The organism is Streptomyces sp. NPDC040589, assembly GCF_055594445.1.
Genome location: NZ_JBVIWP010000012.1, coordinates 1 through 23,901, shown reverse-complemented (window position 1 = coordinate 23,901; position 23,901 = coordinate 1). Strand labels below are relative to the sequence as shown.

At 67.5% G+C, this 23,901-nt stretch carries 16 protein-coding genes, 1 tRNA gene and 1 pseudogene; 11 read left to right on the top strand and 7 right to left on the bottom strand.

The window, feature by feature from the left end; all coding sequences use genetic code 11:
* Positions 1–41: 41 nt before the first annotated feature.
* Positions 42–503, bottom strand: a complete 462-nt coding sequence (locus ACZ58V_RS36380) for a RidA family protein (protein ID WP_189725766.1) — start codon at positions 501–503, stop codon at positions 42–44.
* Positions 503–661: a DUF4177 domain-containing protein gene (locus ACZ58V_RS36375; protein WP_097218487.1), complete on the bottom strand. Its 159-nt coding sequence runs from the start codon at positions 659–661 to the stop codon at positions 503–505. The genes ACZ58V_RS36380 and ACZ58V_RS36375 overlap by 1 nt, the downstream gene beginning before the upstream one ends.
* Positions 662–767: 106 nt before the next feature.
* On the opposite strand from ACZ58V_RS36375, the gene bagA reads away from it, so the two are divergent.
* Together bagA and bagB are read left to right on the top strand one after the other, a co-directional pair.
* Positions 768–1,745, top strand: a complete 978-nt coding sequence (gene bagA, locus ACZ58V_RS36370) for an ATPase BagA (protein WP_189725765.1) — start codon at positions 768–770, stop codon at positions 1,743–1,745.
* Positions 1,746–1,836: 91 nt separating this feature from the next.
* On the top strand, positions 1,837–3,267 hold the full coding sequence (bagB, locus tag ACZ58V_RS36365; RefSeq protein WP_468192700.1) for an ATPase BagB: 1,431 nt from the start codon (positions 1,837–1,839) through the stop codon (positions 3,265–3,267).
* 75 nt (positions 3,268–3,342) lie between these two features.
* On the opposite strand, the gene wblA is transcribed toward bagB, so the two are convergent.
* Complete coding sequence (gene wblA / locus ACZ58V_RS36360) at positions 3,343–3,681, bottom strand: transcriptional regulator WblA (RefSeq protein ID WP_184594573.1); 339 nt, start codon at positions 3,679–3,681, stop codon at positions 3,343–3,345.
* 408 nt (positions 3,682–4,089) lie between these two features.
* On the opposite strand from wblA, the gene ACZ58V_RS36355 reads away from it, so the two are divergent.
* The gene (locus tag ACZ58V_RS36355; RefSeq protein WP_471295444.1) at positions 4,090–6,381 is read left to right on the top strand and encodes a transglycosylase domain-containing protein; all 2,292 of its coding nucleotides are present in this window, start codon (positions 4,090–4,092) and stop codon (positions 6,379–6,381) included.
* 79 nt (positions 6,382–6,460) lie between these two features.
* Here the strand turns inward: ACZ58V_RS36355 and ACZ58V_RS36350 are convergent, their stop codons facing one another.
* A complete protein-coding gene (locus tag ACZ58V_RS36350; RefSeq protein WP_468192704.1) occupies positions 6,461–6,925 on the bottom strand; it encodes a GatB/YqeY domain-containing protein in 465 nt (154 codons plus the stop codon).
* 169 nt (positions 6,926–7,094) lie between these two features.
* On the opposite strand from ACZ58V_RS36350, the gene ACZ58V_RS36345 reads away from it, so the two are divergent.
* From ACZ58V_RS36345 to ACZ58V_RS36330, 4 genes are all read left to right on the top strand, one after another.
* Entirely contained in the window at positions 7,095–8,021 is a 927-nt protein-coding gene (locus tag ACZ58V_RS36345) for a metallophosphoesterase (RefSeq protein WP_468192705.1), read from the top strand.
* 141 nt (positions 8,022–8,162) lie between these two features.
* Positions 8,163–8,933 carry a Pr6Pr family membrane protein gene (locus ACZ58V_RS36340; RefSeq protein ID WP_471295442.1) on the top strand — a complete coding sequence of 257 codons (771 nt, stop codon included), beginning with the start codon at positions 8,163–8,165 and terminating at the stop codon, positions 8,931–8,933.
* 47 nt (positions 8,934–8,980) lie between these two features.
* A tRNA-Pro gene (locus ACZ58V_RS36335) sits at positions 8,981–9,054 on the top strand.
* 962 nt (positions 9,055–10,016) lie between these two features.
* Positions 10,017–11,300: a DNA sulfur modification protein DndB gene (locus tag ACZ58V_RS36330; RefSeq protein ID WP_471295440.1), complete on the top strand. Its 1,284-nt coding sequence runs from the start codon at positions 10,017–10,019 to the stop codon at positions 11,298–11,300.
* 347 nt (positions 11,301–11,647) lie between these two features.
* Here the strand turns inward: ACZ58V_RS36330 and ACZ58V_RS36325 are convergent.
* Positions 11,648–11,812 (bottom strand): annotated as a pseudogene (locus ACZ58V_RS36325) (LacI family transcriptional regulator); the annotation flags it as partial.
* Positions 11,813–12,072: 260 nt separating this feature from the next.
* Between ACZ58V_RS36325 and ACZ58V_RS36320 the strand changes: the two are divergent.
* Positions 12,073–12,882 (top strand): IS5 family transposase, encoded by an 810-nt coding sequence (locus tag ACZ58V_RS36320; protein WP_471295438.1) that lies wholly within the window; start codon positions 12,073–12,075, stop codon positions 12,880–12,882.
* Here ACZ58V_RS36320 and ACZ58V_RS36315 read toward each other — a convergent pair.
* Positions 12,821–13,324 carry a hypothetical protein gene (locus tag ACZ58V_RS36315; RefSeq protein ID WP_471295435.1) on the bottom strand — a complete coding sequence of 168 codons (504 nt, stop codon included), beginning with the start codon at positions 13,322–13,324 and terminating at the stop codon, positions 12,821–12,823. The two genes, ACZ58V_RS36320 and ACZ58V_RS36315, sit on opposite strands and share 62 nt — an antisense overlap.
* A gap of 143 nt (positions 13,325–13,467) precedes the next feature.
* A complete protein-coding gene (locus ACZ58V_RS36310) occupies positions 13,468–14,670 on the bottom strand; it encodes a DNA cytosine methyltransferase (protein ID WP_471295434.1) in 1,203 nt (400 codons plus the stop codon).
* 142 nt (positions 14,671–14,812) lie between these two features.
* On the opposite strand from ACZ58V_RS36310, the gene ACZ58V_RS36305 reads away from it, so the two are divergent.
* From ACZ58V_RS36305 to ACZ58V_RS36295, 3 genes are read left to right on the top strand one after another with little or no spacing between them, the layout of a single operon-like run.
* Entirely contained in the window at positions 14,813–16,972 is a 2,160-nt protein-coding gene (locus ACZ58V_RS36305) for a hypothetical protein (RefSeq protein ID WP_471295432.1), read from the top strand.
* On the top strand, positions 16,954–17,946 hold the full coding sequence (locus ACZ58V_RS36300; protein WP_471295429.1) for a hypothetical protein: 993 nt from the start codon (positions 16,954–16,956) through the stop codon (positions 17,944–17,946). Before ACZ58V_RS36305 ends, ACZ58V_RS36300 begins: the two co-directional genes overlap by 19 nt.
* A 23-nt stretch (positions 17,947–17,969) precedes the next feature.
* Complete coding sequence (locus ACZ58V_RS36295) at positions 17,970–23,465, top strand: DEAD/DEAH box helicase (RefSeq protein ID WP_471295427.1); 5,496 nt, start codon at positions 17,970–17,972, stop codon at positions 23,463–23,465.
* Positions 23,466–23,901 lie beyond the last annotated feature (436 nt).

The window sequence follows — 23,901 nt, the reverse complement described above, 5'->3', positions numbered from 1 at the left end:
TCGAGTGGCCCCTGAGGGGGCGGTTTCCCCTCGCGGGGAAGCTACGCCAGCTCCACCTGGATCTCGACCTCCACCGGGGCGTCCAGCGGCAGCACCGCCACGCCCACCGCGCTGCGCGCGTGCACGCCCTTGTCGCCGAGGACCGCGCCGAGCAGCTCGCTCGCGCCGTTCAGCACCGCGGGCTGGCCCGTGAAGTCCGAGGCCGAGGCCACGAAGCCGACGACCTTCACCACGCGCGCGATGCGGTCCAGGTCACCGGCGACGGACTTGACGGCGGCCAGGGCGTTCAGCGCGCACGTACGCGCCAGCTCCTTGGCCTCCTCCGGGGTGACCTCGGCGCCGACCTTGCCGGTGACCGGAAGCTTGCCGTCCACCATCGGGAGCTGCCCGGCGGTGTAGACGTACGGGCCGGTCTGCACGGCCGGCTGGTACGCGGCCAGCGGCGGGACGACGTCGGGCAGGGTCAGACCCAGCTCTGCCAGCTTCGCCTCGACGGCACCCATTACTGCTTCTCCCGCTTCAGGTAGGCCACAAGCTGCTCGGGGTTGTTCGGCCCGGGCACGACCTGGACGAGCTCCCAGCCGTCCTCGCCCCAGGTGTCCAGAATCTGCTTCGTGGCGTGGACGAGCAGCGGCACGGTTGAGTATTCCCACTTGGTCATGCGGCCGACTCTAGCCCCTGACGGACAGGGGGCAGCGGCCGACCACGGAGGCGGTTGTCCACAGCCTCCGGAGTAGCCCGGGCGCGGACTGGTTAGGCTCGAATACGTGAGCAGGCTCCAGGTCGTCAGCGGCAAGGGCGGTACCGGCAAGACCACGGTGGCCGCAGCCCTAGCGCTGGCCTTGGCCACGGAGGGGAAGCGGACGCTTCTCGTCGAGGTCGAAGGCCGCCAGGGCATCGCGCAGCTCTTCGAAACGGAAGCGCTGCCTTATGAGGAGCGGAAGATCGCCGTCGCTCCCGGGGGCGGGGAGGTGTACGCGCTGGCCATCGACCCCGAACTGGCCCTTCTGGACTACCTCCAGATGTTCTACAAGCTGGGCAGCGCCGGACGGGCACTGAAGAAGCTCGGCGCGATCGACTTCGCCACCACCATCGCGCCGGGCCTGAGGGACGTACTCCTCACCGGCAAGGCGTGCGAGGCGGTGCGGCGCAAGGAGCGCAGCGGGCGCTTCACCTACGACTACGTCGTCATGGACGCGCCGCCCACCGGGCGCATCACGCGTTTCCTCAACGTCAACGACGAGGTCGCCGGCCTCGCCAAGATCGGCCCGATACACAATCAGGCACAGGCCGTGATGCGGGTGCTGAAGTCGCCGGAGACGGCGGTGCACCTGGTGACGCTGCTGGAGGAGATGCCCGTCCAGGAGACCGTGGACGGCATCGCCGAGCTGCGGTCGGCGCGGCTGCCGGTGGGGCGGATCATCGTGAACATGGTGCGGCCGGAGGTGTTGGACGAGACCGATCTGGAACTCGTCCGGACGGCCACGCGTTCCACGGTCGCGCGGTCGCTGTCGGCCGCCGGGCTCGGCGGGGCACGGCGCGGCGGGCGCGCCGAGCGGCTGGTGGACCCGCTGCTCACCCAGGCCGAGGAGTACGCCGAGCGGTACGCGCTGGAGCACGAGCAGCGCGCGGTGCTGGCCGAGCTGGGCCTCCCGCTGCACGAACTGCCGCTGTTCGCCGAGGGCATGGACCTGGCGGGGCTGTACGCGCTGGCCCGCGAGCTGCGCGGGCAGGGCGTGTCATGAGCGGGGCCGCCGCCGGACGGGGCATGTTCATGAAGGCCGTCGTGGAACAAGGCGTCATGAAACTGGTCATGAGTCGGAAGCAGGGGATGTCATGAGTCGTCCGGACCCGGCCCACACGCACGACCCGGCCCGCCCCCCTCTGTCCCCCGTACGCCTGCTCGACGTCGATCCGCTGCTGGCGGATCCGAAGACCCGGATCGTGGTGTGCTGCGGTTCGGGCGGGGTCGGCAAGACCACGACCGCGGCGGCCCTGGGCCTGCGCGCGGCCGAGCGGGGCCGCAAGGTGGTCGTCCTCACCATCGACCCGGCCCGCCGGCTCGCCCAGTCCATGGGCATCGACTCCCTCGACAACACCCCGCGCCGGGTCAAGGGCATCGACGACTCCGCGGGCGGCGAGCTGCACGCGATGATGCTCGACATGAAGCGCACCTTCGACGAGATCGTCGAGGTGCACGCGGACGCCGAGCGTGCGGCCGCGATCCTTGGCAACCCCTTCTACCAGTCGCTCTCGGCGGGCTTCGCGGGCACGCAGGAGTACATGGCGATGGAGAAGCTCGGGCAGCTGCGGGCCCGGGACGAGTGGGACCTGATCATCGTCGACACCCCGCCGTCCCGCTCGGCCCTGGACTTCCTGGACGCGCCCAAGCGGCTCGGGTCGTTCCTGGACGGGCGGCTGATCCGGCTGCTGACGGCGCCGGCGAAGCTGGGCGGGCGCGCGGGGATGAAGTTCCTGAACGTCGGGATGTCGATGATGACCGGCACCCTCGGCAAGCTGCTCGGCGGTCAGCTCCTCAAGGACGTCCAGACGTTCGTGTCCGCGATGGACACGACGTTCGGGGGCTTCCGTACGCGCGCGGACGCTACGTACAAGCTGCTCCAGGCGCCCGGGACGGCGTTCCTCGTGGTGGCGGCCCCGGAGCGGGACGCGCTGCGCGAGGCCGCGTACTTCGTGGAGCGCCTGGCCGCGGAGGACATGCCGCTCGCCGGGCTTGTGCTCAACCGGGTCCACGGCAGCGGGGCCGACCGGCTGTCGGCCGAGCGGGCGCTCGCCGCCGCGGAAAATCTTGAAGAGCCCCGCATTGTGGATCAGGAGGGCGGGAAAGCTGGACTTCGTAACTCCCCCGACACATACGGCAGTTCAGCCTCTCCCACGTCCGAACCTCCAGCTCAGACCCCAGCTCAGACCCCAGATCCGGCATCGACATCGGCTCCCGAGGGTGGCTCCCCCACCGAGGACGCGGATGACGCCGAGAACGCGGAAGACGCCGAGCGGTCCGTCGACCAGCTCACGGCAGGCCTGCTGAGGCTGCACGCCGAGCGCATGCAGCTGCTCTCCCGTGAGCAGCGCACGCGTGACCGCTTCGCCGCGCTCCACCCCGAGGTGGCCGTGACGGAAGTGGCCGCGCTGCCCGGCGATGTGCACGACCTCGCAGGACTGCGCGACATCGGCGACCGGCTCGCGGCGAACGAGCGCGAGCTTCCCGACGTGGCCGAGCCGGAGTCGCCCGGCCGTGATGCCTGAGGGCCCGTACGGGCCCCCGACAGGACATCAGCGTCAGCGCCGAGGATCCCCCGTAGCGTCCCCGGAGGGAACTCCTCAGCTCACCGCGGCGTAGTTCTCGTAGATCTCGTCGTCGTCGAGGGACACGACACCCGTGCCGCGCTCGTACTCGCTGCGCGCCGTCTCCAGCAGCCGGCGCCAGGACGTCACCGTGGGCCGCCTGCGCAGCAGTGCGCGGCGCTCCCGCTCCGTCATGCCTCCCCACACGCCGAACTCGACGCGGTTGTCGAGCGCGTCGGCCAGGCACTCCGTACGCACCGGACATCCGGTGCACACCGCCTTGGCCCTGTTCTGCGCTGCTCCTTGAACGAACAGTTCATCCGGATCGGTAGTGCGGCAGGCCGCCTGCGCACTCCAGTCGACTACCCAGCCCATACCGGCGCCGTCCTCTCCCGAATCGAGGCTCCCCCACGGCGGCAGCGGCATATTCACCGCCGCCAGTTGAGGACGTTACGGAAGGTGGGCACAGCGCAACACCCCCTTCGGGCCCAATCTTGAATGGCCCGAACGGACTATGGGTAAGCGGCAGATCACCCGGGGGAGTGAGCTGGCGACATACGTAACTTTCCCGGCAAACCAGGACAGTTCAGCTGCGTCACAACGGACGCCGTATGACACACAAGGCGGATTCGGACACGACCCCACCAAAAAAGTTGGGGAACACCCGGAACGATTCGGGGTCGCCGGACGTATTGATACGTGGCCTCACTGCTGTGACAGTTGAGAGCAGCTTAGGCCAAGGCATATACGCCTGTCCGGCGAATGAGAACGTAGGCTGCCCTCATGCCAAAGAAGAGCTCGGGCGGTGGTCTGTCTCCTGCGCAGCAGGCCGCCAAGTTCCTCGGTGTCAGTGTCCTTGCGGGAGCCGTGCTTGCCGGTATCGCGCTGCCCGCGGTGGGCGCGCTGGGGCTCGCGGCGAAGGGCTCGGTCGAGAGCTTCGACGAGCTCCCCGCCAACATGAAGACGCCACCGCTGAGTCAGCGCACCACGATCCTCGACGCCGACGGCGGCCAGATCGCCACGGTCTATTCGCGCGACCGCACGGTGGTCGCGCTCAAGGACGTCTCGCCGTACATGCAGAAGGCGATCGTCGCGATCGAGGACTCGCGCTTCTACCAGCACGGCGCGGTCGACCTGAAGGGCGTCCTGCGCGCCCTCAACAAGAACGCGCGCAGCGGTGAGGTCTCCCAGGGTGCCTCGACCCTGACGCAGCAGTACGTGAAGAACGTCTTCGTCGAGGAGGCGGGCGACGACCCGACGAAGGTCGCGCAGGCCACCCAGCAGACCATCGGCCGCAAGATCCGCGAGCTGAAGTACGCGATCCAGGTCGAGGAAGAGCTCGGGAAGAAGAAGATCCTCGAGAACTACCTGAACATCACGTTCTTCGGCCAGCAGGCCTACGGCATCGAGGCCGCGGCCCAGCGCTACTTCTCCAAGTCCGCCAAGGAACTCAACGTCCAGGAGTCGGCCCTCCTCGCCGGCATCGTCCAGTCGCCCAGCCGGTACGACCCGGTCAACGACGAGGCGGAGGCCACCAAGCGCCGCAACATCGTGCTCCAGCGCATGGCCGCCGTCGGCGACATCTCCCGGGCGCAGGCCTCCGAGGCGATGAAGGCACCGCTCGGCCTCAAGGTCAGCAAGCCCAGGAACGGCTGCATCACGGCGGTCAAGGGCGCGGGCTTCTTCTGTGACTACGTGCGCGAGGTCTTCCTGAACGACAAGGTCTTCGGCAAGACCAAGGAGGCCAGGGCGAAGGTCTGGAACCAGGGCGGCCTCACCATCCGCACCACCATGGACGCGGCGGCCCAGGAATCGGCACAGCGGTCCATCAAGGACCACGTCTACAAGAGCGACGAGGTGGCCACCGCCGCCAGCATCGTCCAGCCCGGCACCGGCAAGATCCTCGCCATGGGGCAGTCGCGTCCGTACGGCGTCGACATCAAGGAGGGCGAGACGACCCTCAACCTGTCCGTCAACGACGACATGGGCGGCGGCATGGGCTACCAGCCCGGTTCGACGTTCAAGCCGATCGTGGCCGCCGCGGCCATCGAGGACGGCATGCCGGCGAACAAGGTGTACTCGGCGCCGTACCAGATGCCCTACCCGAGCCCGGTCTCCGCCTGCGACGGCAAGACCTGGCGGAACAGCCGCACCGATCCCGCCAAGCTGGAGAACGAGAACAGCTCCGAGGTCGGGCCGTACGACATGAAGGAAGCGACCGCCAAGTCGGTCAACACCTACTACGTCCAGATGATCAGCGACATCGGCATCTGCCCGGTGACGACGATGGCGAAGAAGATGGGTGTCGAGCGGGCCGACGGCCGCAAGATGGACCAGGCGCCGTCCATCGCCCTCGGCACCCAGGAGATGTCCCCGCTGACCATGGCGAACGGGTACGCGACCTTCGCCTCGCGCGGCATGTACTGCACGCCGATCGCCATCGAGTCGGTCAGCCAGCGGGTCGGCGACACGACCAAGTCGCTCCCGGTCCCGAAGTCGACCTGCTCGCGTGCGATGTCGGAGAAGACCGCCGACACGATCAACGCGCTGCTGAAGGGCGTCGTCGAGGACGGCACGGGTTCGAAGGCCGGCCTCGGCAGCCGTCCCAGCGCGGGCAAGACCGGTACGACGGACGAGCGCTACGCGGCCTGGTTCGTGGGCTACACCCCGAACATGGCCGGCGCGGTGTGGGTCGGCGACCCCACGCACAAGCGGAAGATGTCCAACATCACCATCGGCGGCCGGCCGTACGGCAAGGTCTTCGGTGGTGAGGTCCCCGGTCCGATCTGGCGCGACATGATGTCCGGCGCGCTGGAGGGCAAGCCCGTCGAGCAGTTCAACGACATCCACATCCCCGACGGCCGGAACAAGGGCCGCGGCGACGAGGACCGTGACGACGACGACCGCGACGACGGCAACGGCAACGGCGGCTTCATCGGCGGCCTGGTCGGCGGCAACAACAACGGCGGCGGGGGCGGCGAGCCCATTCCGACGCCTTCGTTCTCCCTCCCCGAGGGCTTCTTCCGGGGTCAGGACAACGGGGGCGGCAACGGAAACGGCGGGCGGTTCGGCTGAGCCGACGGTGTGAGCGAACAGGGGTGGCCCTCTACGTCCTGGACGGGACGTAGAGGGCCACCCCTGTGAGGTGATCCGGTCAGCCGGCGAGCAGCTTCTTCACCACGGCGGCGACGCGGCCGCCCTCGGCCTGCCCGGCCACCTTCGGGTTCACGATCTTCATGACCGCGCCCATGGCCCGCGGCCCCTCGGCACCGGCGGCCTTGGCCTCCTCGACGGCCTGGGCCACGATCTGCTGGAGCTCGTCGTCGGACAGCTGCTTGGGCAGGTACTCGGCGAGCACCTCGCCCTCCGCCTTCTCCCGCTCGGCGCTCTCGGCACGACCGCCCTGGGCGAAGGCCTCGGCGGCCTCGCGGCGCTTCTTGGCCTCACGGGTGATCACCTTCTGCACCTCGTCGTCGGAGAGCGCGCGCTTCTCCTTGCCCGCGACCTCCTCCTTGGTGATCGCGGCGAGCGTCAGCCGGAGCGTCGAGGAGCGGAGCTCGTCGCGCTCCTTGATCGCAACGTTGAGGTCATCCTGCAGCTTCGACTTGAGCGTGGTCATGGGGCTGATTGTCGCAGGTGCGGAAGGAAAGGCGCCCCCTGTTTTGCGGGGCGGTGGCGGGGTGGTGACAGGGCGGTGGCGGGGCGGTGGATCGAAGCGCCGGTGCCGCGAGGGGATTTCGGGCACCGCCCGGGCAGGGTCGACGTCCGGGGTCTGAGACGATGGTCGTATGCGCGCGCGATACGGAGTCCCCCTGGGAATCGCGGCGGCTGGTGCCGCCGGTCTGTTGTACGCCGCGGGCTTCGAAGCCCGCTCCTTCCGCCTCCGCCGGGTCACCGTCCCGGTCCTGCCCTCAGGAATGCGCCCTCTGCGTGTGCTGCAGGTCTCCGACATCCACATGGTCGGCGGCCAGCACAAGAAGCAGCGCTGGCTGCGGTCCCTGGCGGGCCTGCGCCCCGACTTCGTGATCAACACGGGCGACAACCTCTCCGACCCGGAGGGCGTCCCGGAGGTCCTGGATTCGCTCGGCCCTCTGATGGAGTTCCCGGGCGCGTACGTCTTCGGCTCCAACGACTACTACGGGCCCACGCTGCGCAACCCCGCCCGCTACCTGCTGGAGAGGGCCCAGGGCCGCCACGGCCTCAACGGCAATGCCCCGGCCGTGGGTGTGGTGCACAACCCGTGGGAGGACCTGCGGGACGGTTTCGACGCCGCGGGCTGGCTCAACCTGACCAACACACGCGGCACGCTCAAGATCGAGGGCGTCTCGCTGGAGCTGACGGGCCTGGACGACCCGCACATCAAGCGGGACCGCTACGCGCAGGTGGCCGGCGGCCCGTCCGACGCCGCCGACTTCTCGATGGGCGTCGTCCACGCTCCCTACCTGCGCACCCTGGACGCCTTCACGGCCGACGACTACCCCCTGATCCTGGCCGGCCACACCCACGGCGGCCAGCTGTGCATCCCCTTCTACGGCGCCCTGGTCACCAACTGCGACCTGGACACGGACCGGGTGAAGGGCCTGTCGACGCACACGGTGGAGGACCGTACGTCGTATCTGCACGTGTCGGCGGGCTGCGGTACGAGCCGCTACACGCCGGTACGGTTCGCGTGCCCGCCGGAGGCGACACTGCTGACGCTGGTGGGCAGGGAGTAACGGGAGCGGCGGGAGTAATGGGAGCGGCGGGAGCGGCGGGAGCGGCGGGGGCTGGCGGTCGGATCGGCGAGGTAACGGGTAACTAACCCACACAGCCCCGCCCGCATCGCCCCCTATGTCCGCTTCTGTCAGCGTGGGGGCATGACAGCCCCGATACCCAGGGACATCCCGGACCTGCCCGCGATACCGGGCAGGCCCGCGCTGAAGCCCTCCCCCGTCCCGGCCACGGCCGTCGTCACCCCGGTCCGCCGCCCCGCGGCCGCGGCCTTCCGCCTGCTGGTCGCCTTCGCCGCGGCCGTCGGCGTCACGCTGGAACTGCTCCTCGGCGACCCGTCCCGGACCCTGGGGTACTTCGCGATCCAGAGCAACATCCTGCTGGCGCTGGTCATGGCCCTCTCGGCCCGCCGCGCCTGGACGGCCGGCCGCCCCCTGCCGGGAGCCGTGCTGGGCGCGACGACCCTCTACGTCGTCGTCGCGGCCCTCGCGTACCACCTGCTCCTGGCGAACGAGGCCAGCCCCTTCTCCCTCACGGGCGAAGCGGCCCACCCGGCCGGCTGGCAGGCCCTCACCCACTACACCCTCCACACGGTGACCCCGATCGCGGCCGTACTGGACTGGCTCCTGCTCACGCCCCCCGGCCGCCTGCACCTGCGCCAGGCCAGCACCTGGCTCCTCTACCCCCTGGCCTACCTGGCCTTCTCCCTCCTCCGAGGCGAACTGCTCCTCCCGGGCTCGTCCGGCCGCTACCTCTACCCCTTCCTGGACGTCGACCAGGACGGCTACAAGAAGGTCCTCGGCAACGCCCTCCTCCTCGGCCTCTCCTTCTACGCCCTGGCGGTCCTCCTCGTAGCCCTCGACCACGCCCGCCCGAACCCCCTCCGGCACCCCTGGAAAACCGGATTTCGTCTCTAGCCACCGGTGGGCTAAAGTAAACGTCGTCGCCGCGACAGCAGCGACATCGGGGTGTAGCGCAGCTTGGCAGCGCGCTTCGTTCGGGACGAAGAGGTCGTGGGTTCAAATCCCGCCACCCCGACAGTGAAGTACCAGGTCAGGGGCCTGATCCGCTTAGCGGGTCGGGCCCCTGAGTGGTTTCCCGGCTTCCTTGGGAGCCGATTGGGAGCCGGATTCGGAATCCGGCTCCCAAGACATCCTCACAGGCAGCACCGGGTCATCATGCGGAGGCTGTCGATCACCCGCGCGACTGCGGTGTGCTACAGCGCGAAGCGGCTGCTGACACGAACGGCCCTGCAGGGGCCTTCCTCTCCTGCCACCATCCCCGGGTCCAAACTGCAGTCCCTGCGGCTGACAAGGACGCGTAGCCCCATGCCGCCTCGATGGGCGTGCGGATCTCGCATCGGTGGGGCGTGCCGACCGACGACGGTGCATGGGCAAAGCTCGGCGGCCTTGCCTGATAAGCCGCCCGAATGCCCCCTCACGGCAGGATCAGCCCGTCCAGCGGCCGCGTGATCACCCCGCCGCTTCTACTTGTCCCCCTCGCCGCGTTCGGCGCGCTCCACCCACGTGCCGGCCGGTGTCGGGCGGCCCCCGACGCCCCGGCCTCCGAGTTCGGGGGCCTTCTCCCCGCAGGCGGCCGAGCAGGACCTCGGCCAAGTGGGCCTTGCCTTCCCAGCGCGACGGCGTTTACCTCATTGAGTCCGATGGGACCGCTCACGACCGAGTCCACGGAATGGGGCCTATGCAGGACGGTGCTCGCGCGCCCCATCACGACCAGGACGACTCCTCGCCCCCCGCCAAGGGACAGACCTTGCCAGTGAGCACCGCAGCGTGCCCCTGATTAGGTCATGACGCCGGAGGCCGACGCGCAGGATGCAGGCACCCCGGGCGCCCTCGCGTCTGCAATTAGCAGATGAGTACGCGCCTTGTGCCCTAAACCACTGATTAGAAGGCAAATTTGATGATTAGTTAGATGCATGGCCACCTTCCGTGCTTGAGTGCGTTGTGTAGCAAGTCGCCCGCCTGTGAAGGAAGTTATCCTTGAGTATCACTGTCGACTCGTCGCGCCTATCTCTCGTGCGCGAGGAGTCCACCTATCTGGCGATCCGCACCAGCCAGGGCGGTCGGATCGTCTACACGACGCGCATCCCGCTCGCCGACCTCTCGGTCATCCTCACCATCCCCGACCCGGCCAAGCCGGACCCGGACAACCGCAAGGTGGACATCAACCACGCCAAGGGCTTCGGCCAGTACCTCGCCGACAACCCCGGCTGGGTGGCTCCGGCCCTCCTCATCCGCGACACCGGCGGCTGCCGCTTCGAGCCGATCAGCGAAGACGGTTCGGTCGGCTACCTCACCGTCCCGTGGTCCATCGGCGGCATCGGGCGCCTGATCACGATCGACGGCCAGCACCGCATCCTCGGGGTCCACCTGGAAAAGAAGCGCATCACGGACGAGGTCTCCCGCATCGACCGGGAGATCCATCGCGCCAACGAGGCTAAGAAGGCAAGGCTGGAGCAGGACCGCGAAGCCCTGATCGGCCGAATGCAGCGACTCAAGGACGAGTTCGTCGGCATCGACATCTACGTGGAGCGCGACGGTGTCATGGGCCAGCAGATGTTTGTCGACGTCGCGGACAACGCCAAGGGCATCTCCGGTGCCGTCCGGGCCCGCTTCGACACCTCACGCATCGCCAACCGCACGCTCAGCGACATCGTCACCCACCCCCTCTTCCTGGGCAAGGTTGACATCGAGCGGGACCGGATGACCCTGACCAACCGCAACCTGATGGGCGCGAAGCACGTCGCCGACATCACGCGGTCCGTCATCGCCGGTCCCGGTGGCCGCGTCAGCAAGAAGGTCGAGTCGCTGACCGACAACGAGGTCATCGAGAGCGTCCGCAGCTTCTTGGATGTCATCTCCATCGCTTTCACCGCGCTCGCGGAGATCACCGAGGAGGACGTGGACAACTACGACCCTTCGCTCTCCGAGAAGAAGAAGAACGAGCCGCCGGCGCCCCCCACCAAGGCCATGAGGCTGCGCGAGTCCTCGCTCCTGGGCTCGGTGGGCATGCTCCGCGTCCTGGGCGGCGTCTACCGCAACCTGCGGGAGGACGGCGCCGAAGACGGTGACATCCAGGAGTTCTTCAAGCGGCTCGATCGGCACATGACCGCCCCTGTCACCGAGGACAGCATCTGGCGTACTACGACCGCGAACGAGGACTTCGAGCCGAACGCCTCCGCCCCGATCATGCGTCAGCAGAACGTTGTGCACCTGACCAAAGTGATCACGGACTGGTACAAGAAGGCCCCGGCCGCCATCTGATCCATCAGCAATACCAGAGCCCCCTCCACATCTCACGCGGAGGGGGCTCCTTGCTTCCCAACGTACCCGACGGAAAATCGAGTGCACGTGTCCGACCAGCCCGGACCGCACACCCGACGGCGCCCCCGTTCCAGCTTGAAAACGACATTGGACCGATCAGAGCCATCTCATATGGCGCCAGACTGCCATTGGGTTCCGCAATGCTAGGCCTCCGCGATCTCCGGGGGCGGCACCGCCCCGGAGTACGGCCGACCCAGCTGGTTCCCCGTGGTTTTGGTCGTCACGCAGCCACAGCCACTTCCTCATGACTGCAGTGCCGCGCGACACCGTTGCGGGGCACCGTGGAACTACCGGAGGGAGACAGCGTGTGCGCGCAGGAGGTCATTGAGCACGCGCACTGGCGACGTCGAGCATAGGGCCAGCCGGGCGTTGAGCGTTGCCTCCCACTGCTCGGTCAGCCCGACCATGAGGCGCTTGCGCATGCCGGGGGTGACGTGGGCGTAACTGGCCGTTCTCTATCCGTTCGTGTGCTCGGTCTGCTTCGAACAGCGTGCTGAATCGGGTGAGTTGGGCGACATAGGGGCATGAAGGAAGGGCCTCTTGGTAGCTCGCGGTTGTCGAGTCCAGCGAGAAGCAAGAGGCCCTGTTGTCGAAGTGTCGCGTGGTCGTGGTTGCCGGGTCCAGTCCGGCCACTCCTGGGTGTGACTGTCTCGCCCACAGGTTCGGGAACGCGGCTGACCAGCCGGATCGCCGGACCCGGTATGGCTCGGACATGAGCGATGCCGAGTGGGCTCTGGTGCGGGATCTGCTTCCGGTTCCGGGCTGGCTTGCGGGCCGGGGCGGCCGTCCGGAGGGCTACTGCCACCGGCAGATGATCGACGCCGTGCGCTACCTCGTCGACAACGGCATCAAATGGCGGGCGATGCCCCGCGACTTCCCGCCGTGGCCGCGTGTGTATGCCTTCTTCGCCCGCTGGCGGGACGCGGGGCTGGTGACCGAGCTGCACGGTCGACTGCGCGGGGCCGTCCGTGACGCTGAGGGCCGTGACCAGGAGCCGAGTGCGGCGGTCGTGGACTCGCAGTCGGTGAAGGCGGACGCCACTGTTGCTCACCACTCGCGGGGGTTCGACGCAGGGAAGAGGATCAACGGGCGCAAGCGGCACTTGCTGACCGACTCGCTAGGGCTCCTGCTGACCGTGCTGGTCACGCCGGCTTCCACGACGGACCGGGATGCTGCCCGCGTCCTGCTACCTGCAGCGAAGAATCACTTCCGGCGGCTGGCGCGCGTCTGGGCCGACGGCGGTTACACCGGCCACCTCACCGACTGGACCACCCAGCATCTCGGAATCGTCCTCGACATCGTCCGCCGCAGCGACCAGGCCAGCGGTTTTCAGGTCCTGCCCCGCCGTTGGGCCGTCGAAAGATCCTTCGCCTGGCTCCTGCGCAGCCGGCGCCTGGCCCGTGACTACGAACGACGCACCGACACAAGCGAGACCGTCATCCTGTGGTCGATGACCATGCTCATGAGCCGCCGCCTGGCCGCCCAGCACCAGCAGCGTCCTGCTCCGGTGCGGGCGGCATGAACCTGCCCGGCTTCTCCTCGACCAGCCAGCCCCTCTCCACCAGCCGTTTCAGCCGGGCCCGCGCTCCCTCGACACGGGAGGCGGAGGCACTGTCCCAGCCCAGCACCACCGCCGCCCGCCGGGCACCCAACCCGTCCCCTCCTGCCTCCGCAGCAGCGGCCATCAGCGCCTGGTAGTCCACTGACAACACCTCAGCCCCGGCCGCGTCGTCCCGGTGAGGCACCGCCCGCCGCGGACCCACCGGCTTCCTCTGCGACACGGCGGCCGCAACGGGCGCCTCCTCCTCGGCCAGCGCCTCCAGATATTGCTCCAGGCCGATCACTCGGCGCCCGAGCACCTCTTCCGCCTCAGCCAGAGCCGCCCGCACCCGCACCCGCTCGGCTTCCAGTTCCTCCACTCGCACTGCCGCGGTCTTCTGCCGCGCTTCCAACACCGCCCGCATCGACGGCATCCGCCACCCCCACGAAGTCTCGGTCAGTAACGGACCAAGACTTCCGCGCCAGCCGCCATCTCATGCCTGACCAGCGGAAATCACACGCCAGGTTCGGAAAGAGAACGACCTCTCAGGGATGGGTCTCCCGGCTGTTACGAAACGACGCGTACTCGCGGCGCAGGTCCTCGCCCCTCGCCTGGATGAGCTTCCCTCTCCCCGATCTGCTGATGGTAGATCGCTGGAACGCAGGCGGGTGCGGTGGCCGGTGGCACGTCTTGTTGACGGTCACGGAGCAGGGTCGGCGGCGACGCGAGAAGCGCTTCTCGAACGGTCGCGTCACCCAGTTTCAGGTCACGCACGATAGTGCGCCCCAGGACTTCGGCGAGCAGCGGTGGGGTGGCATTCCCTACCATCCTGCGTGCAGCACGGTATGGCTGGTCAATGATCCAGTCATCGGGGAAACTCTGCAACCGCATCTGCTCACGTACGGAGAGCGGGCGATTGTCCCAGTGAAACGGCCCCGTGCTCGGTCCGGGGGACGCTGGGAGAGTCCAGGAAGGCTGATCCTTCGCGAGCTTCAGCAGGAATGACCAGTATCTCGTCCGCCAGCCGAAGAGTTCCTCACCCTCGCCTCTTGCTGTCAGGTGCTGGTAATTGCCGCCTTCTGGGATGGACGGGAGGAGTCCGGCCCACCGCCCAGTGACAGCGGGCTTGTCCTCGGCTTCGAGATCCCAGAGGGCATCCCAGGTCCGCAGCGGCCGGTCGGTGTGGGTCGCGTCGGGGACGCCGACGGTCTGGCCGTCGCGATAAGCGATGGCGATCGCTCGGCGGCGGCGTTGCGGCACCCCGTAATCCGCCGCGTCAACGACCCGTGCCTCGATCCGGTAGCGCGTTCCGTGGACTCTGTTGATCTTATTGAGACCTTTGGCTATCACCTCGGCCGCGCTGTCCTGGCCGTTGAGGAACCCCTCGACGTTCTCGATGAGCACCGCGCGGGGCAGGAACACATCGATCACCTGGAGCATCCCGTGCACGCCCTGAGCTCGGTCGTCGCGCATCCCGCCCCGGGCAGTCGGTGCCCATTGAGCGGCCTTGGAGAAGGGCTGGCAGGGCGGACCGCCTGCGACCAGGGAGAGTTCACCCGTGTCCAACCCAAGGACGTCCGGAGTGAGCCACGCCCCCGCCGCGTTGACGTCTCCATCGTCGAACACCCCCCAGCCTGGGCGATTGGCGCGGAGTACCGACCGGGCCTCGGCCTCGATCTCCAGGCAGCCGACGGTGTTGAGGCCCGCCCGCTCCAATCCGATGTCCAAGCCGCCCGCGCCACTGAAGAGGGACAGAACCTGTCCCAGCACTGGGCGGTGGTCGTGACTCGGAGAGGGAGGCACGGTGAACTCCGCAGCGTATCGAAGGTGTTGGGACAGGAGCTCATCGTAAACGAGTGAGGCATGTCAAGTCGTGCGCCCAACTTACGCTGCATTGAGTAAATTCGATCTCATGTTCGAGTTGCGCGGATTGTCATACCCACCCCCTATCGTTTTCAATAGAAAAACCTGGGGGTGGACTGTGCGTTACGAGGGCTGGAACCACGCGATTGTCGAGCACTTCTTCAGCGGCGCGGAACCTGACGTGCCCGTATACCTGTCGGTGGATGACAGCATGCTCCGGGAACTCGGCGGACCGGGGGGACCCGCCTCGTTCGAAGAGGCCGTACGGACACAGATATATGGACGGGACCCCTTCGGGCCAGTCCTGCGACGGGCCCGGGAATGGCGCCGCACGGGCGCCTTGGGTGATCCGCCGTTCGTCGCGGTACTTGCCGCCATGGTGCTGGCAGCCTCCCGCATGGCGAGAGGCGCTAGGCGCAATGCCGGCCGTGGTTCCTACTACGGTCCCTTGCGTCAACTGTTAGGCATGCAGCACGGGCAGGGAATGCCCGACGGGTACGACATTGCGATGCCCGTGCTCTGGGATGACCATTTGGCCTGGTGGCTGAGGGAGCGGGAGCAAGGACGGCGTGGACAGCCGACGGCCGCCCGCCACCCGACACAGACGTACATCGGCTGGGCCTTGTCACAAGCGGTGCTGCTCGGTACCGATCGCGCGCAGGTCGCGTTGTTCCTCTCCTCGATCGGCGCCCGCCGCGAGGACGATCTGACTGAGGACGAACTCCTGGCGCGCTTTGGCGAATGGGCGCGACTGCACCGGCCCAGCACGCGCATTCAACGTGCGCTGGCCAGCTCCGTACTGCGGCCCGTGCTCGGCGCCGTGCTCGCCCAGGAGTTGCGTACTTTCGACGGCATGGCCCGGGACGCCACCGGCCGTCCATGTCTCCCGCTGTCGCTGACCAGCGAGGACGGCGGACTCCCGTACAGACTCGCGGTCCACGTCCCGTCCGGATTTCGTCATGGCTCCCTTCGGATCGGCGACACCGAGGTGCCACTCCCCCAAGGCGTGGGATGGGTCGCGCTACCGGACTCCTCTATCCACGTCCCGCCCCCGGGCGAAGCCTTGGAGGTCGAGGCGGGCCCGGTCCGGCTCCTGCTGCCTGCCAGGGACTGTTACGTCCTCCAGTCCGAGGATCTGCTCGGCGCCTGGACGTCCGTGGGCACGGCAGCGGCCGGCCTCGCCCACCGGGTGCTCGTGAGGACCAAGTACGCGAAGGACGCCGCCGACGTCATGGAGGCGTGCGGCGGCACCGGGCTGCTACGCCCACGCAGGGTCGACACCCCGACGGGGTGGACACTGATCTCTCGCTACAAGCCGACCGGATCGGCGAAGGCCCCGGCCCATCTGGGAATGCTCGTGCCCCGCCACCAACAGCTCGCCAGCCTGTCCGGCGGCCTGCGCCTGGACAGTCACAAGCCGGTCTACCTCGCGGAATACGCCCCCGACCTGGTGGTACCCGCTCAACCCGACGAGCAGCCTCCCGAATGCTCGGTGAACGGCATACCCCTCACGATGCGGGAACACGACGACCTGTACACCGCACGACTGGCCGACGTCGTGCGAACTCCAGGCACGTACAGCGTCGTTGTCGGCGGGCGCACTCTCAGCTTCACCCTCGCCCCTCGGTACCGTGAAGTCCCAACCGCGCCAACGCTCACACTCAAGTCCCGGGGCGGAGTCGTTTCACTCGCGCCCGCCCCGCGAGACCCGACATTACGTGCGATTCCCCTGCCCCGAGTGGCGGATGAGTTCCTGGCCCCGTCCGACATCAGCGGCGCCGCGATCGGCACGGACCTGCGCGGCGAGCTGGCCCCGTTGACGCAGATGAGGGTCACCGGGAGGATTTTCGCTCTGGGAACGCCGGACCTCTGCGCTGAACTGCTCCCGGAACGACCGCTGTGGCTTCAGGAACTGGGCCTGCCTGCCTACACGGCGGACCTCGAACCGCTGCTTCGTTTACTGCCGTTCACTGCTCGCTGGCTGGTCCGACTGCCGATATCCGGGAGCGGAAGGGTCGTTCCGCTCCCCGTTCTCCCCCCGCTAACCGGCGATGGCAATCCGGCGTACGGAACGTACCGAACGTTGTTGGTCCCCGACTTCCGTCGGCTCATCATCAATCTCCCCCATGAGCTATCCGTACCAGCGACAGCCGTGGATGCCTGGTCCGACTACCTGACGGGAGCGAGATTGTGTTTGACGACCTCCTGATGTGGTGCTCCGAACGCGGAAGCGGCTCACTGGCTGCCTTCCAGGAAACGTACAGCTGGCTTGCCGACCGCCACGGGCTGCGACAGGGCGCACCCCCATGGGGCATCGCCCTGTACAATCTCTCGGTTCTCGGGCACGTCGAGGTGGACTGGACGGGCGAGAGGTGGAGCACCACACCGCCCGTGCTCACCACGCTCGCTGCCTCCGGCGGATACGCCCTATTGGTCGGCGAACGCCCCCTGTGGCTCCAGGACAGGCTGGACAGCCTGTTGGAGGACAAGGACCCCGCCATAGCGGCACTGGCCGATTCCGTCGTGCCGCATCTTCCCGTCGCACAGCGCGGCGGGCCGTCCGTCCAGCTGATCGCGGTCGTGGATGAAGCCGATACCCGCCGGTTCTGCGACGCGCTCAAGATCCGCTTCGAGCAGCGCGCAGCGGAGCAACTTGCGCTGCGGTTGCCGAAACTTCAGGACATGATCCGTGAAAGAGGCATCGAATACCACGGCCCCGCCGGCCTCAGCGCACAGCGCATGTCCGACGGCGGCTCCCCTCAGTGGACCGACGTCGACGACACCGACGCCGGCCTGGACGGCTGCGACGGTTTCGGCATACCTCTACATGGCGCCTACCGATACCAGCGGTACCGCACCTACCGCTACGTCTACTGGCTGCGACGCAGAGGCTTCGAGGCGGACAAACGAGCCGTGGTCTACGCGGAGTTGGCACGAGCCGAGCGTTGGGTGCTGCGCTATGACCGCGTCCACCAGGCCCTGTACGCGCCTGCCACGATGCAGCTCCCGCTGCTCCACGCCCGCGCCGCCGTGCTGCGTACCGGACTGTTGCCGCAGCTCAGTGCGCTTCCCGGTACGAGCCACGGATCCCACCACGTGAGGTACGCGAACATCTCGCCGCGCTTCGCTCATCTCCTGGCCGATTCCCTGTACCAGCAGCTCCAGTACGTCCCGTCCCCCTGAAAGCCACGGAGCCAAGGATCCCCATGCCAGGTCTGTCACCACGAGCAGTACACCACCAGCTCGCTGACTACTTCCAGCGTTACTACGACACCGCGTACTCGCTCCGCGATGCCTCTATCTCGGATGAATTGCGCGCCCACCTCAAAACACCCGGCGTCCTGTTCCAGGAACCCTACCTTGAGTTGCTTCCGCAATACCGGCTGGCTGATGAGAGTCTGTCGGCGCTGTGCTCCCGATTGGAGATTCCCGAACTCTCCGACGCACTCGACGCGGGACTGCTCGCGGGGATCCCCAATCTGTACACGCACCAGGCTCGGGCACTGGAGCACAGCAGGCAGGGAAGGGACGTCGTCGTCACGTCCGGTACCGGCTCCGGAAAGACCGAGTCCTTCCTTATCCCCGTGGTTGCTCGTCTCGTCGACGAGTCGTACCACTGGCCCGAGGCACCGGCGAACGCGGACGGGACGCCGTGGTGGCGGGAGTCGGGCAGTTGGACACCCCAGCGCCCGGCCGGTGGGCGTGCGGCTGCCGTCCGTGGTCTCTTCCTCTACCCGACCAACGCCCTCGTCGAGGACCAGCTCATGAGGCTGCGTCGTACGCTGGACGCCGAACCCGTGCGGGACTGGCTGGCCTCCCAACGCAAAGGCAATCGGTTCCACTTCGGCCGCTACACCGGCCGTACGCCTGTACCGGGTCCGCTGGACTCGGCCCGCAAGCGCACCTCCTCCAAGGGCAAGGAACTGCGGGAGGTCATGGCCGCCATGGAGGCGCGCTACACGGCCCTGGAACAGCGGATATCTACAGGCGTACTGCGCGACTCCGAGGCACGCTATTTCCTGCAACGCCCCTTCGGAGCTGAGATGCGATCGCGGTGGGACATGCAGGTTTCCCCGCCCGACCTTCTCATCACCAACTACAGCATGCTCAACATCATGCTCATGCGAGGCGACGAGGATCCGATCTTCGACCGGACACGTGACTGGCTGCAGCAGTCGCCCCGCCACGTGTTCAGCCTCGTCGTCGACGAACTACACACCTATCGGGGAACCCAGGGGACGGAAGTCGCCTATCTGCTCCGCAAACTGCTCGACCGGATCGGTCTGTCGACGGATTCGGACCAGCTGTCCGTCATCGCGACGTCCGCTTCCATCGACCCCGACGTCGAGAGAGACCGGCAGTTCCTCTCGGACTTCTTCGGCCGCCGCTGGTCCCGGTTCTCCGTACTGTCCGGCGACCGAGTCGAGACGCCCGGACCCTCCGACCTCGCACCGTACGCGCCCCAGCTCTCTGGCCCTGAGCCGACGCTGCCTCCGCAGCAGGATCTGCACGCGGCGCTCCAGCACGCCTTCGCCTCGGACACTGCAGGCGACACGGACGGTGTGAGCGGAGCCCCGAGGGCGAAGGCCCTCTCCGAGGTGGCCGCCAACCTCTTCCCCGGGCTGTTTCCGGAGCAGGCCCATGAAGCCGTAGACCGGCTCGTCGCCCTTCTCGATGGGGAACAGGACCGGGGATCTCGTCTCCGTCTGCACTTGTTCTTCCGCAACGTGACTGGAATGTGGGCCTGTAGTGACCGGGACTGCTCAGAAGTCACTCGCGCCGCGGGCCGGAGTCCGTCCGAGCGCCTCATCGGACGGATCTACACCCGCCCGCGCTACAGCTGTGACTGCGGGGCCAGGGTTCTCGAACTGCTCTACTGCGATACCTGCGGCGAGGCATATTTGGGCGGCTTCAACTCACCCGTCGCCGAGGATGGGCCGGAACGGTACTTGGTCTCCACCGCCACGGACCTGGAAATGCTTCCGGACAAAGCACAGGTGAGCCGCACGGCTGCCATCTACAGCGTCTTCCTCCCGACGCGCACCCCCCGCTCTGACATCATGACCGAGTCGCACAAGCACACCGGAGGCCGCAAGACCGACAAAGGCACGCGCCCCTGGTACGAGTTCGTCTTCCGCCCCGCCCGGCTGGAGCCCGGCAGCGGGCGGGTCCAAGTCTGCGACGACGTACAGAAGAGCAACGGCTATCTACTGGTCACCAAAACCAATATCCCGGATGCCCTCACGCGGATCCCTGCACTGCCGACCGTGTGCCCCTGCTGCCGGGAGAACCGGGAGATGTTCATCGGGGCCCGCCCCTACGAGGATCCCGCCCGTTGCCGCTCTCCGATCCGTACGATGGGTACGGGTTTCGAGAAATCCAACCAGGTGCTTGGAGATGCCCTCCACCGCCTGCTCGCCTCCAACTTCGTCGTGTTCTCTGACAGCAGGCAGGACGCGGCCCGCATCTCGGCTGGCCTGGAACGCTCGCATCACCAGGACCTTGTGCGGCAGCTCCTGATCTCTCTGATCGACAACCCGCAGGACGCCGTCGCACTTGCCATGGCACTACTCTGCGGCGAGGTCAACTCTCCAGAGGCACAACAGGCGTTGATCGAGATAGTCGGCGCGGGACTCGGCCCCTCCCTCAATGCGGTCGTGTCAGGCACTGCAAGCGTCGCCGACCACGATCGGATCGATGCGTGGCGGGCACAGGCCAAGGGGCCGACGCTGGTCGAGCTGGCGAACCGGGTATCACAGCGAGCGGTTGCCCTGGGTGTTCCCCCTGGAGGCTCCGCACCGTCACTCACCCGCTCGGACGAAGACCGGTCGTGGACCAGGCTGTACGACTGGACGGACGTGCAGCCCGGAGCGGACCCCTCACCACGTCCCGACATCGCGCTCTCCGACGACCTCGTGACGCTGAGGCGGGCAATCGGCACGGAGGTCAGAGCCCAGGTACAACTCGCCGTCTTCGCGGGCGGTGGCCGCGATCTCGAATCCCTCGGTATCGGCTACGGCGACTTCGAACTCACCGGTGGCAGCAACCTGCTGGGGCCTGACGCCTTCCGCCAAACTGTATTGTCCACAGTCAGGCTCTTGGGCCTGCGCAAGCAATTCCAGGAACAGCGCAAAGAAGCTCCATCGGACATCCACGGGGCCGCGAAGCGCTACCTCAAGAAGGTCGCCGAACACCACGGCGTCTCCCACGACGGGCTGCGCGACGAGGTCGTTCGCGCTCTCGGGCTCGGCGCCGGAGAGTTCCGACTGTCCAGCGACCGGATTCGGCTCGCCTCCGCACCGGCCCAGCAGTGGGTGTGTGAACGCTGTACCCGCCGTCATTTCCACGAGTCCGCAGGATTGTGCGCCTTCTGTCACCATCCGCTGGGCAGCCCGATTCCCTTCCTTCCGAGTAGCGTCGAGACCGACTACTACGCCTTCCTCGCCCGCGAGGCGGGCGAACCGTTCAGGCTGCACTGCGAAGAACTGACCGGCCAGACCGACACCGACGACGCCCAAGCCAGGCAGGCACTGTTTCAAGGCGTGTTCCTCAGCGAACAGGAGATCGCGCAGGTCGACTCGGTGGACGTGCTGAGCGTCACCACGACCATGGAAGCCGGGGTGGACGTTGGGGCCCTTCGAGCAGTGGTGATGGCCAACATGCCGCCCCAGCGGTTCAACTACCAACAACGGGTGGGCCGCGCCGGACGCCGCCTCGACCACCTGTCCATCGCACTGACCCTGTGCCGCGGAACCAGGACCCACGACGACCACTACTTCCAACACCCCGAACGCATCACCGGCGATCCTTCCCCCAGCCCTTACGTCGATCTGGGACGTCCCGAGATCCTCCGACGGTGCCTCGCATCCTCGGTCCTGAGCGATGCCTTCCGCTCCGTCGCATCGACTCCCGAGTGGGACGCCGGGCGTGAGGTTCACGGCCCGTTCGGAACCGTCAGCAACTGGCCGCTGGTACGCATCGGTATCCAGGAGTGGCTGACCTCCCAGCGGGACGAGATCGCCAGAGCCGCATCTGTGCTGCTCCAGGGTGCCGCGAAGCCCTCACTGCATGCGGCGGAGTTCACCAGCTGGGCAGCGGACGAACTCTTCGAGAGGATCGACGCCGTCGCCGGGTATTCCCCGGGCTCCATGGCGTTGAGCAGGGCATTGGCCGAGAGTGGAATCCTCCCCATGTTCGGTTTCCCGACCCGGGTCCGCAATCTGCATCAGAAACCGCCCCGGCCCAAGCAGTTCCCGGTCAATGACGCGATCGACCGGGACATCGACATTGCCATCTCCGAATGGGCACCGGGTGGGGAGATCGTCAAGGACAAGGCCCTGCACACCGCCGTGGGGCTCATCGCCTACGACCGGGTCGGTCAGGACTGGAAGCCCGACCATCGCGCGGACCGTGTCCGGCTGTTGATCGCGGTGTGCTCCGACTGCCTGTCCCTCACTCTCGATGAGCCCGGCGACGCGTGCGAGGTGTGCGGCAGCCGGATCGATTCAGGCGGCTACCGGGCGGTCGACGCCTGCCAACCGCTGGGCTTCCGCACCAGCTACTCGGCGCAGGACTACGACGGTACGTTCGAGTTCACCCCACGGGCCGGCATGGCTCGTCTCACGCTCGACAGCGCGTCCAAGCTGGCTTCCAGTTCGGCCGCCCAAGCGGCCATGCGTAGTGGAGTGGGCAAGGTCGTCCTGGTCAACACCGGTGGTGGCGACGGATTCCGCCTTGCCCGTGTCAGGGGCCACGACGGCTTGCTCGACCTCAATCTACTGTCCGACGCCGACCGGGCCCGTGACCTGAAGCTCCCCGCACGGCCGACGGCCACCGACGAGCGCACTCTCGCGATGGCCTCCGCCAAACTCACCGATGTCCTGCTCGTCGGGCTCCAGGAGCAGCCCGCCGGTCTGGCCCTCGATCCCCGGCGGATGGCCGCGCGAGCAGCCTGGCTCTCGCTCGCGACCCTGCTGCGCCAGGCTGCCTCCCGGCTGCTCGACATCGACGGACGGGAACTCAGCGCGGGTTTGTACCCCAAACGGTCCTCAGCCGAGGACTCCGTCGAGGCAGAGGTCTTTCTTGCCGACACGCTGGAGAACGGCGCCGGATACGCCACCTGGCTGGGCCAAAACCCCTCCGACCTACTGGACTTCGCTGCCCTGACTGCCGCCGATCTCCGCACCCACGATTCCGGTGGACGTCTCGCGGGCCCCTGCGACTCGTCCTGCTACGACTGCATGCGCGATTACGGCAACAGTTCCTACCACCCGCTCCTGGACTGGCGCTTGGCCGTGCAACTGTCGGACCTGCTCACCGGCACCGGTTTCGACCTTGCCGCAGATGACCAGTACGCGCTCAACCGCGCTCAGCAGTTCGCGGACAGCTTCTCGCACTGGAAGCTGCGCGTCATCGACGGTCTCCCCGTCCTGACGGAGAAGAAGCATGAGGACGTAGCTGTCGTGATCACTCACCCGCTTGAGTCCTGGACGGGAAAATCCGCGTCTTCCCGTGTCAAGGGAGTCCTGCGCTCGCTGGAACAGGAGGGCTTCACTGTCTTCGAGGAATTCCAGGAGACTCGGCCAACAGGCGATCCGCCGGAGCAAACGGTCGTAGCCGTAGACACGTTCGAGCTCTTGCGACGTCCGGGCTGGATCGAATCGCGACTCCAGCACCTGAACGAAGCAGGGGCGCGGTTTTGAGGGCGGACGGTTCACTGCGCGGTTGGTCCGCTGACTCGGGACCAAACATGAATCAAGCGGAGCAAATCCCGAGTGAGGTCGTCGAGATTGGGCGACTGCCAGGGGGCCACGACAATCTCGGACCTGGCGTTTGTGCTGCTGGGGTCACGTGCTGGATGCCTCGAAGGTCTCGCTCGTGCAGCGTGTTGCCCCGCCGGACAGCGTCGTGTCGCCCGCGGTCCGAGTCGCAGCCATGGGCAGGGCAAGCGCTGCTGTCGCGGCTGCCGCGCGTGTCGTAGGTGAACCGGGTGGTGTGGCCGAGGGGGGGCCGGTGACGGCTAGGCAGTTTCGTTTGGATCACGGAACCCTTGGCATGTGAGGGCGCTCGTCGAGTGCGGCGCCTCCGGCGGCCTCTGTAGCCTGGCGGCGCTGTACGTCGAGGGGGAGCTGACCGTGG

Coding starts and splice junctions, on each gene's coding strand:
- ACZ58V_RS36305 (WP_471295432.1), top strand. CDS start 14,813: ATGTTCGAGTTGCGCGGATTGTCATACCCACCCCCTATCGTTTTCAAT.
- ACZ58V_RS36350 (WP_468192704.1), bottom strand. CDS start 6,925: ATGACCACGCTCAAGTCGAAGCTGCAGGATGACCTCAACGTTGCGATC.
- ACZ58V_RS36315 (WP_471295435.1), bottom strand. CDS start 13,324: ATGCGGGCGGTGTTGGAAGCGCGGCAGAAGACCGCGGCAGTGCGAGTG.
- ACZ58V_RS36355 (WP_471295444.1), top strand. CDS start 4,090: ATGCCAAAGAAGAGCTCGGGCGGTGGTCTGTCTCCTGCGCAGCAGGCC.
- ACZ58V_RS36320 (WP_471295438.1), top strand. CDS start 12,073: ATGAGCGATGCCGAGTGGGCTCTGGTGCGGGATCTGCTTCCGGTTCCG.
- ACZ58V_RS36340 (WP_471295442.1), top strand. CDS start 8,163: ATGACAGCCCCGATACCCAGGGACATCCCGGACCTGCCCGCGATACCG.
- wblA (WP_184594573.1), bottom strand. CDS start 3,681: ATGGGCTGGGTAGTCGACTGGAGTGCGCAGGCGGCCTGCCGCACTACC.
- ACZ58V_RS36380 (WP_189725766.1), bottom strand. CDS start 503: ATGGGTGCCGTCGAGGCGAAGCTGGCAGAGCTGGGTCTGACCCTGCCC.
- ACZ58V_RS36345 (WP_468192705.1), top strand. CDS start 7,095: ATGCGCGCGCGATACGGAGTCCCCCTGGGAATCGCGGCGGCTGGTGCC.
- ACZ58V_RS36295 (WP_471295427.1), top strand. CDS start 17,970: ATGCCAGGTCTGTCACCACGAGCAGTACACCACCAGCTCGCTGACTAC.
- ACZ58V_RS36375 (WP_097218487.1), bottom strand. CDS start 661: ATGACCAAGTGGGAATACTCAACCGTGCCGCTGCTCGTCCACGCCACG.
- bagB (WP_468192700.1), top strand. CDS start 1,837: ATGAGTCGTCCGGACCCGGCCCACACGCACGACCCGGCCCGCCCCCCT.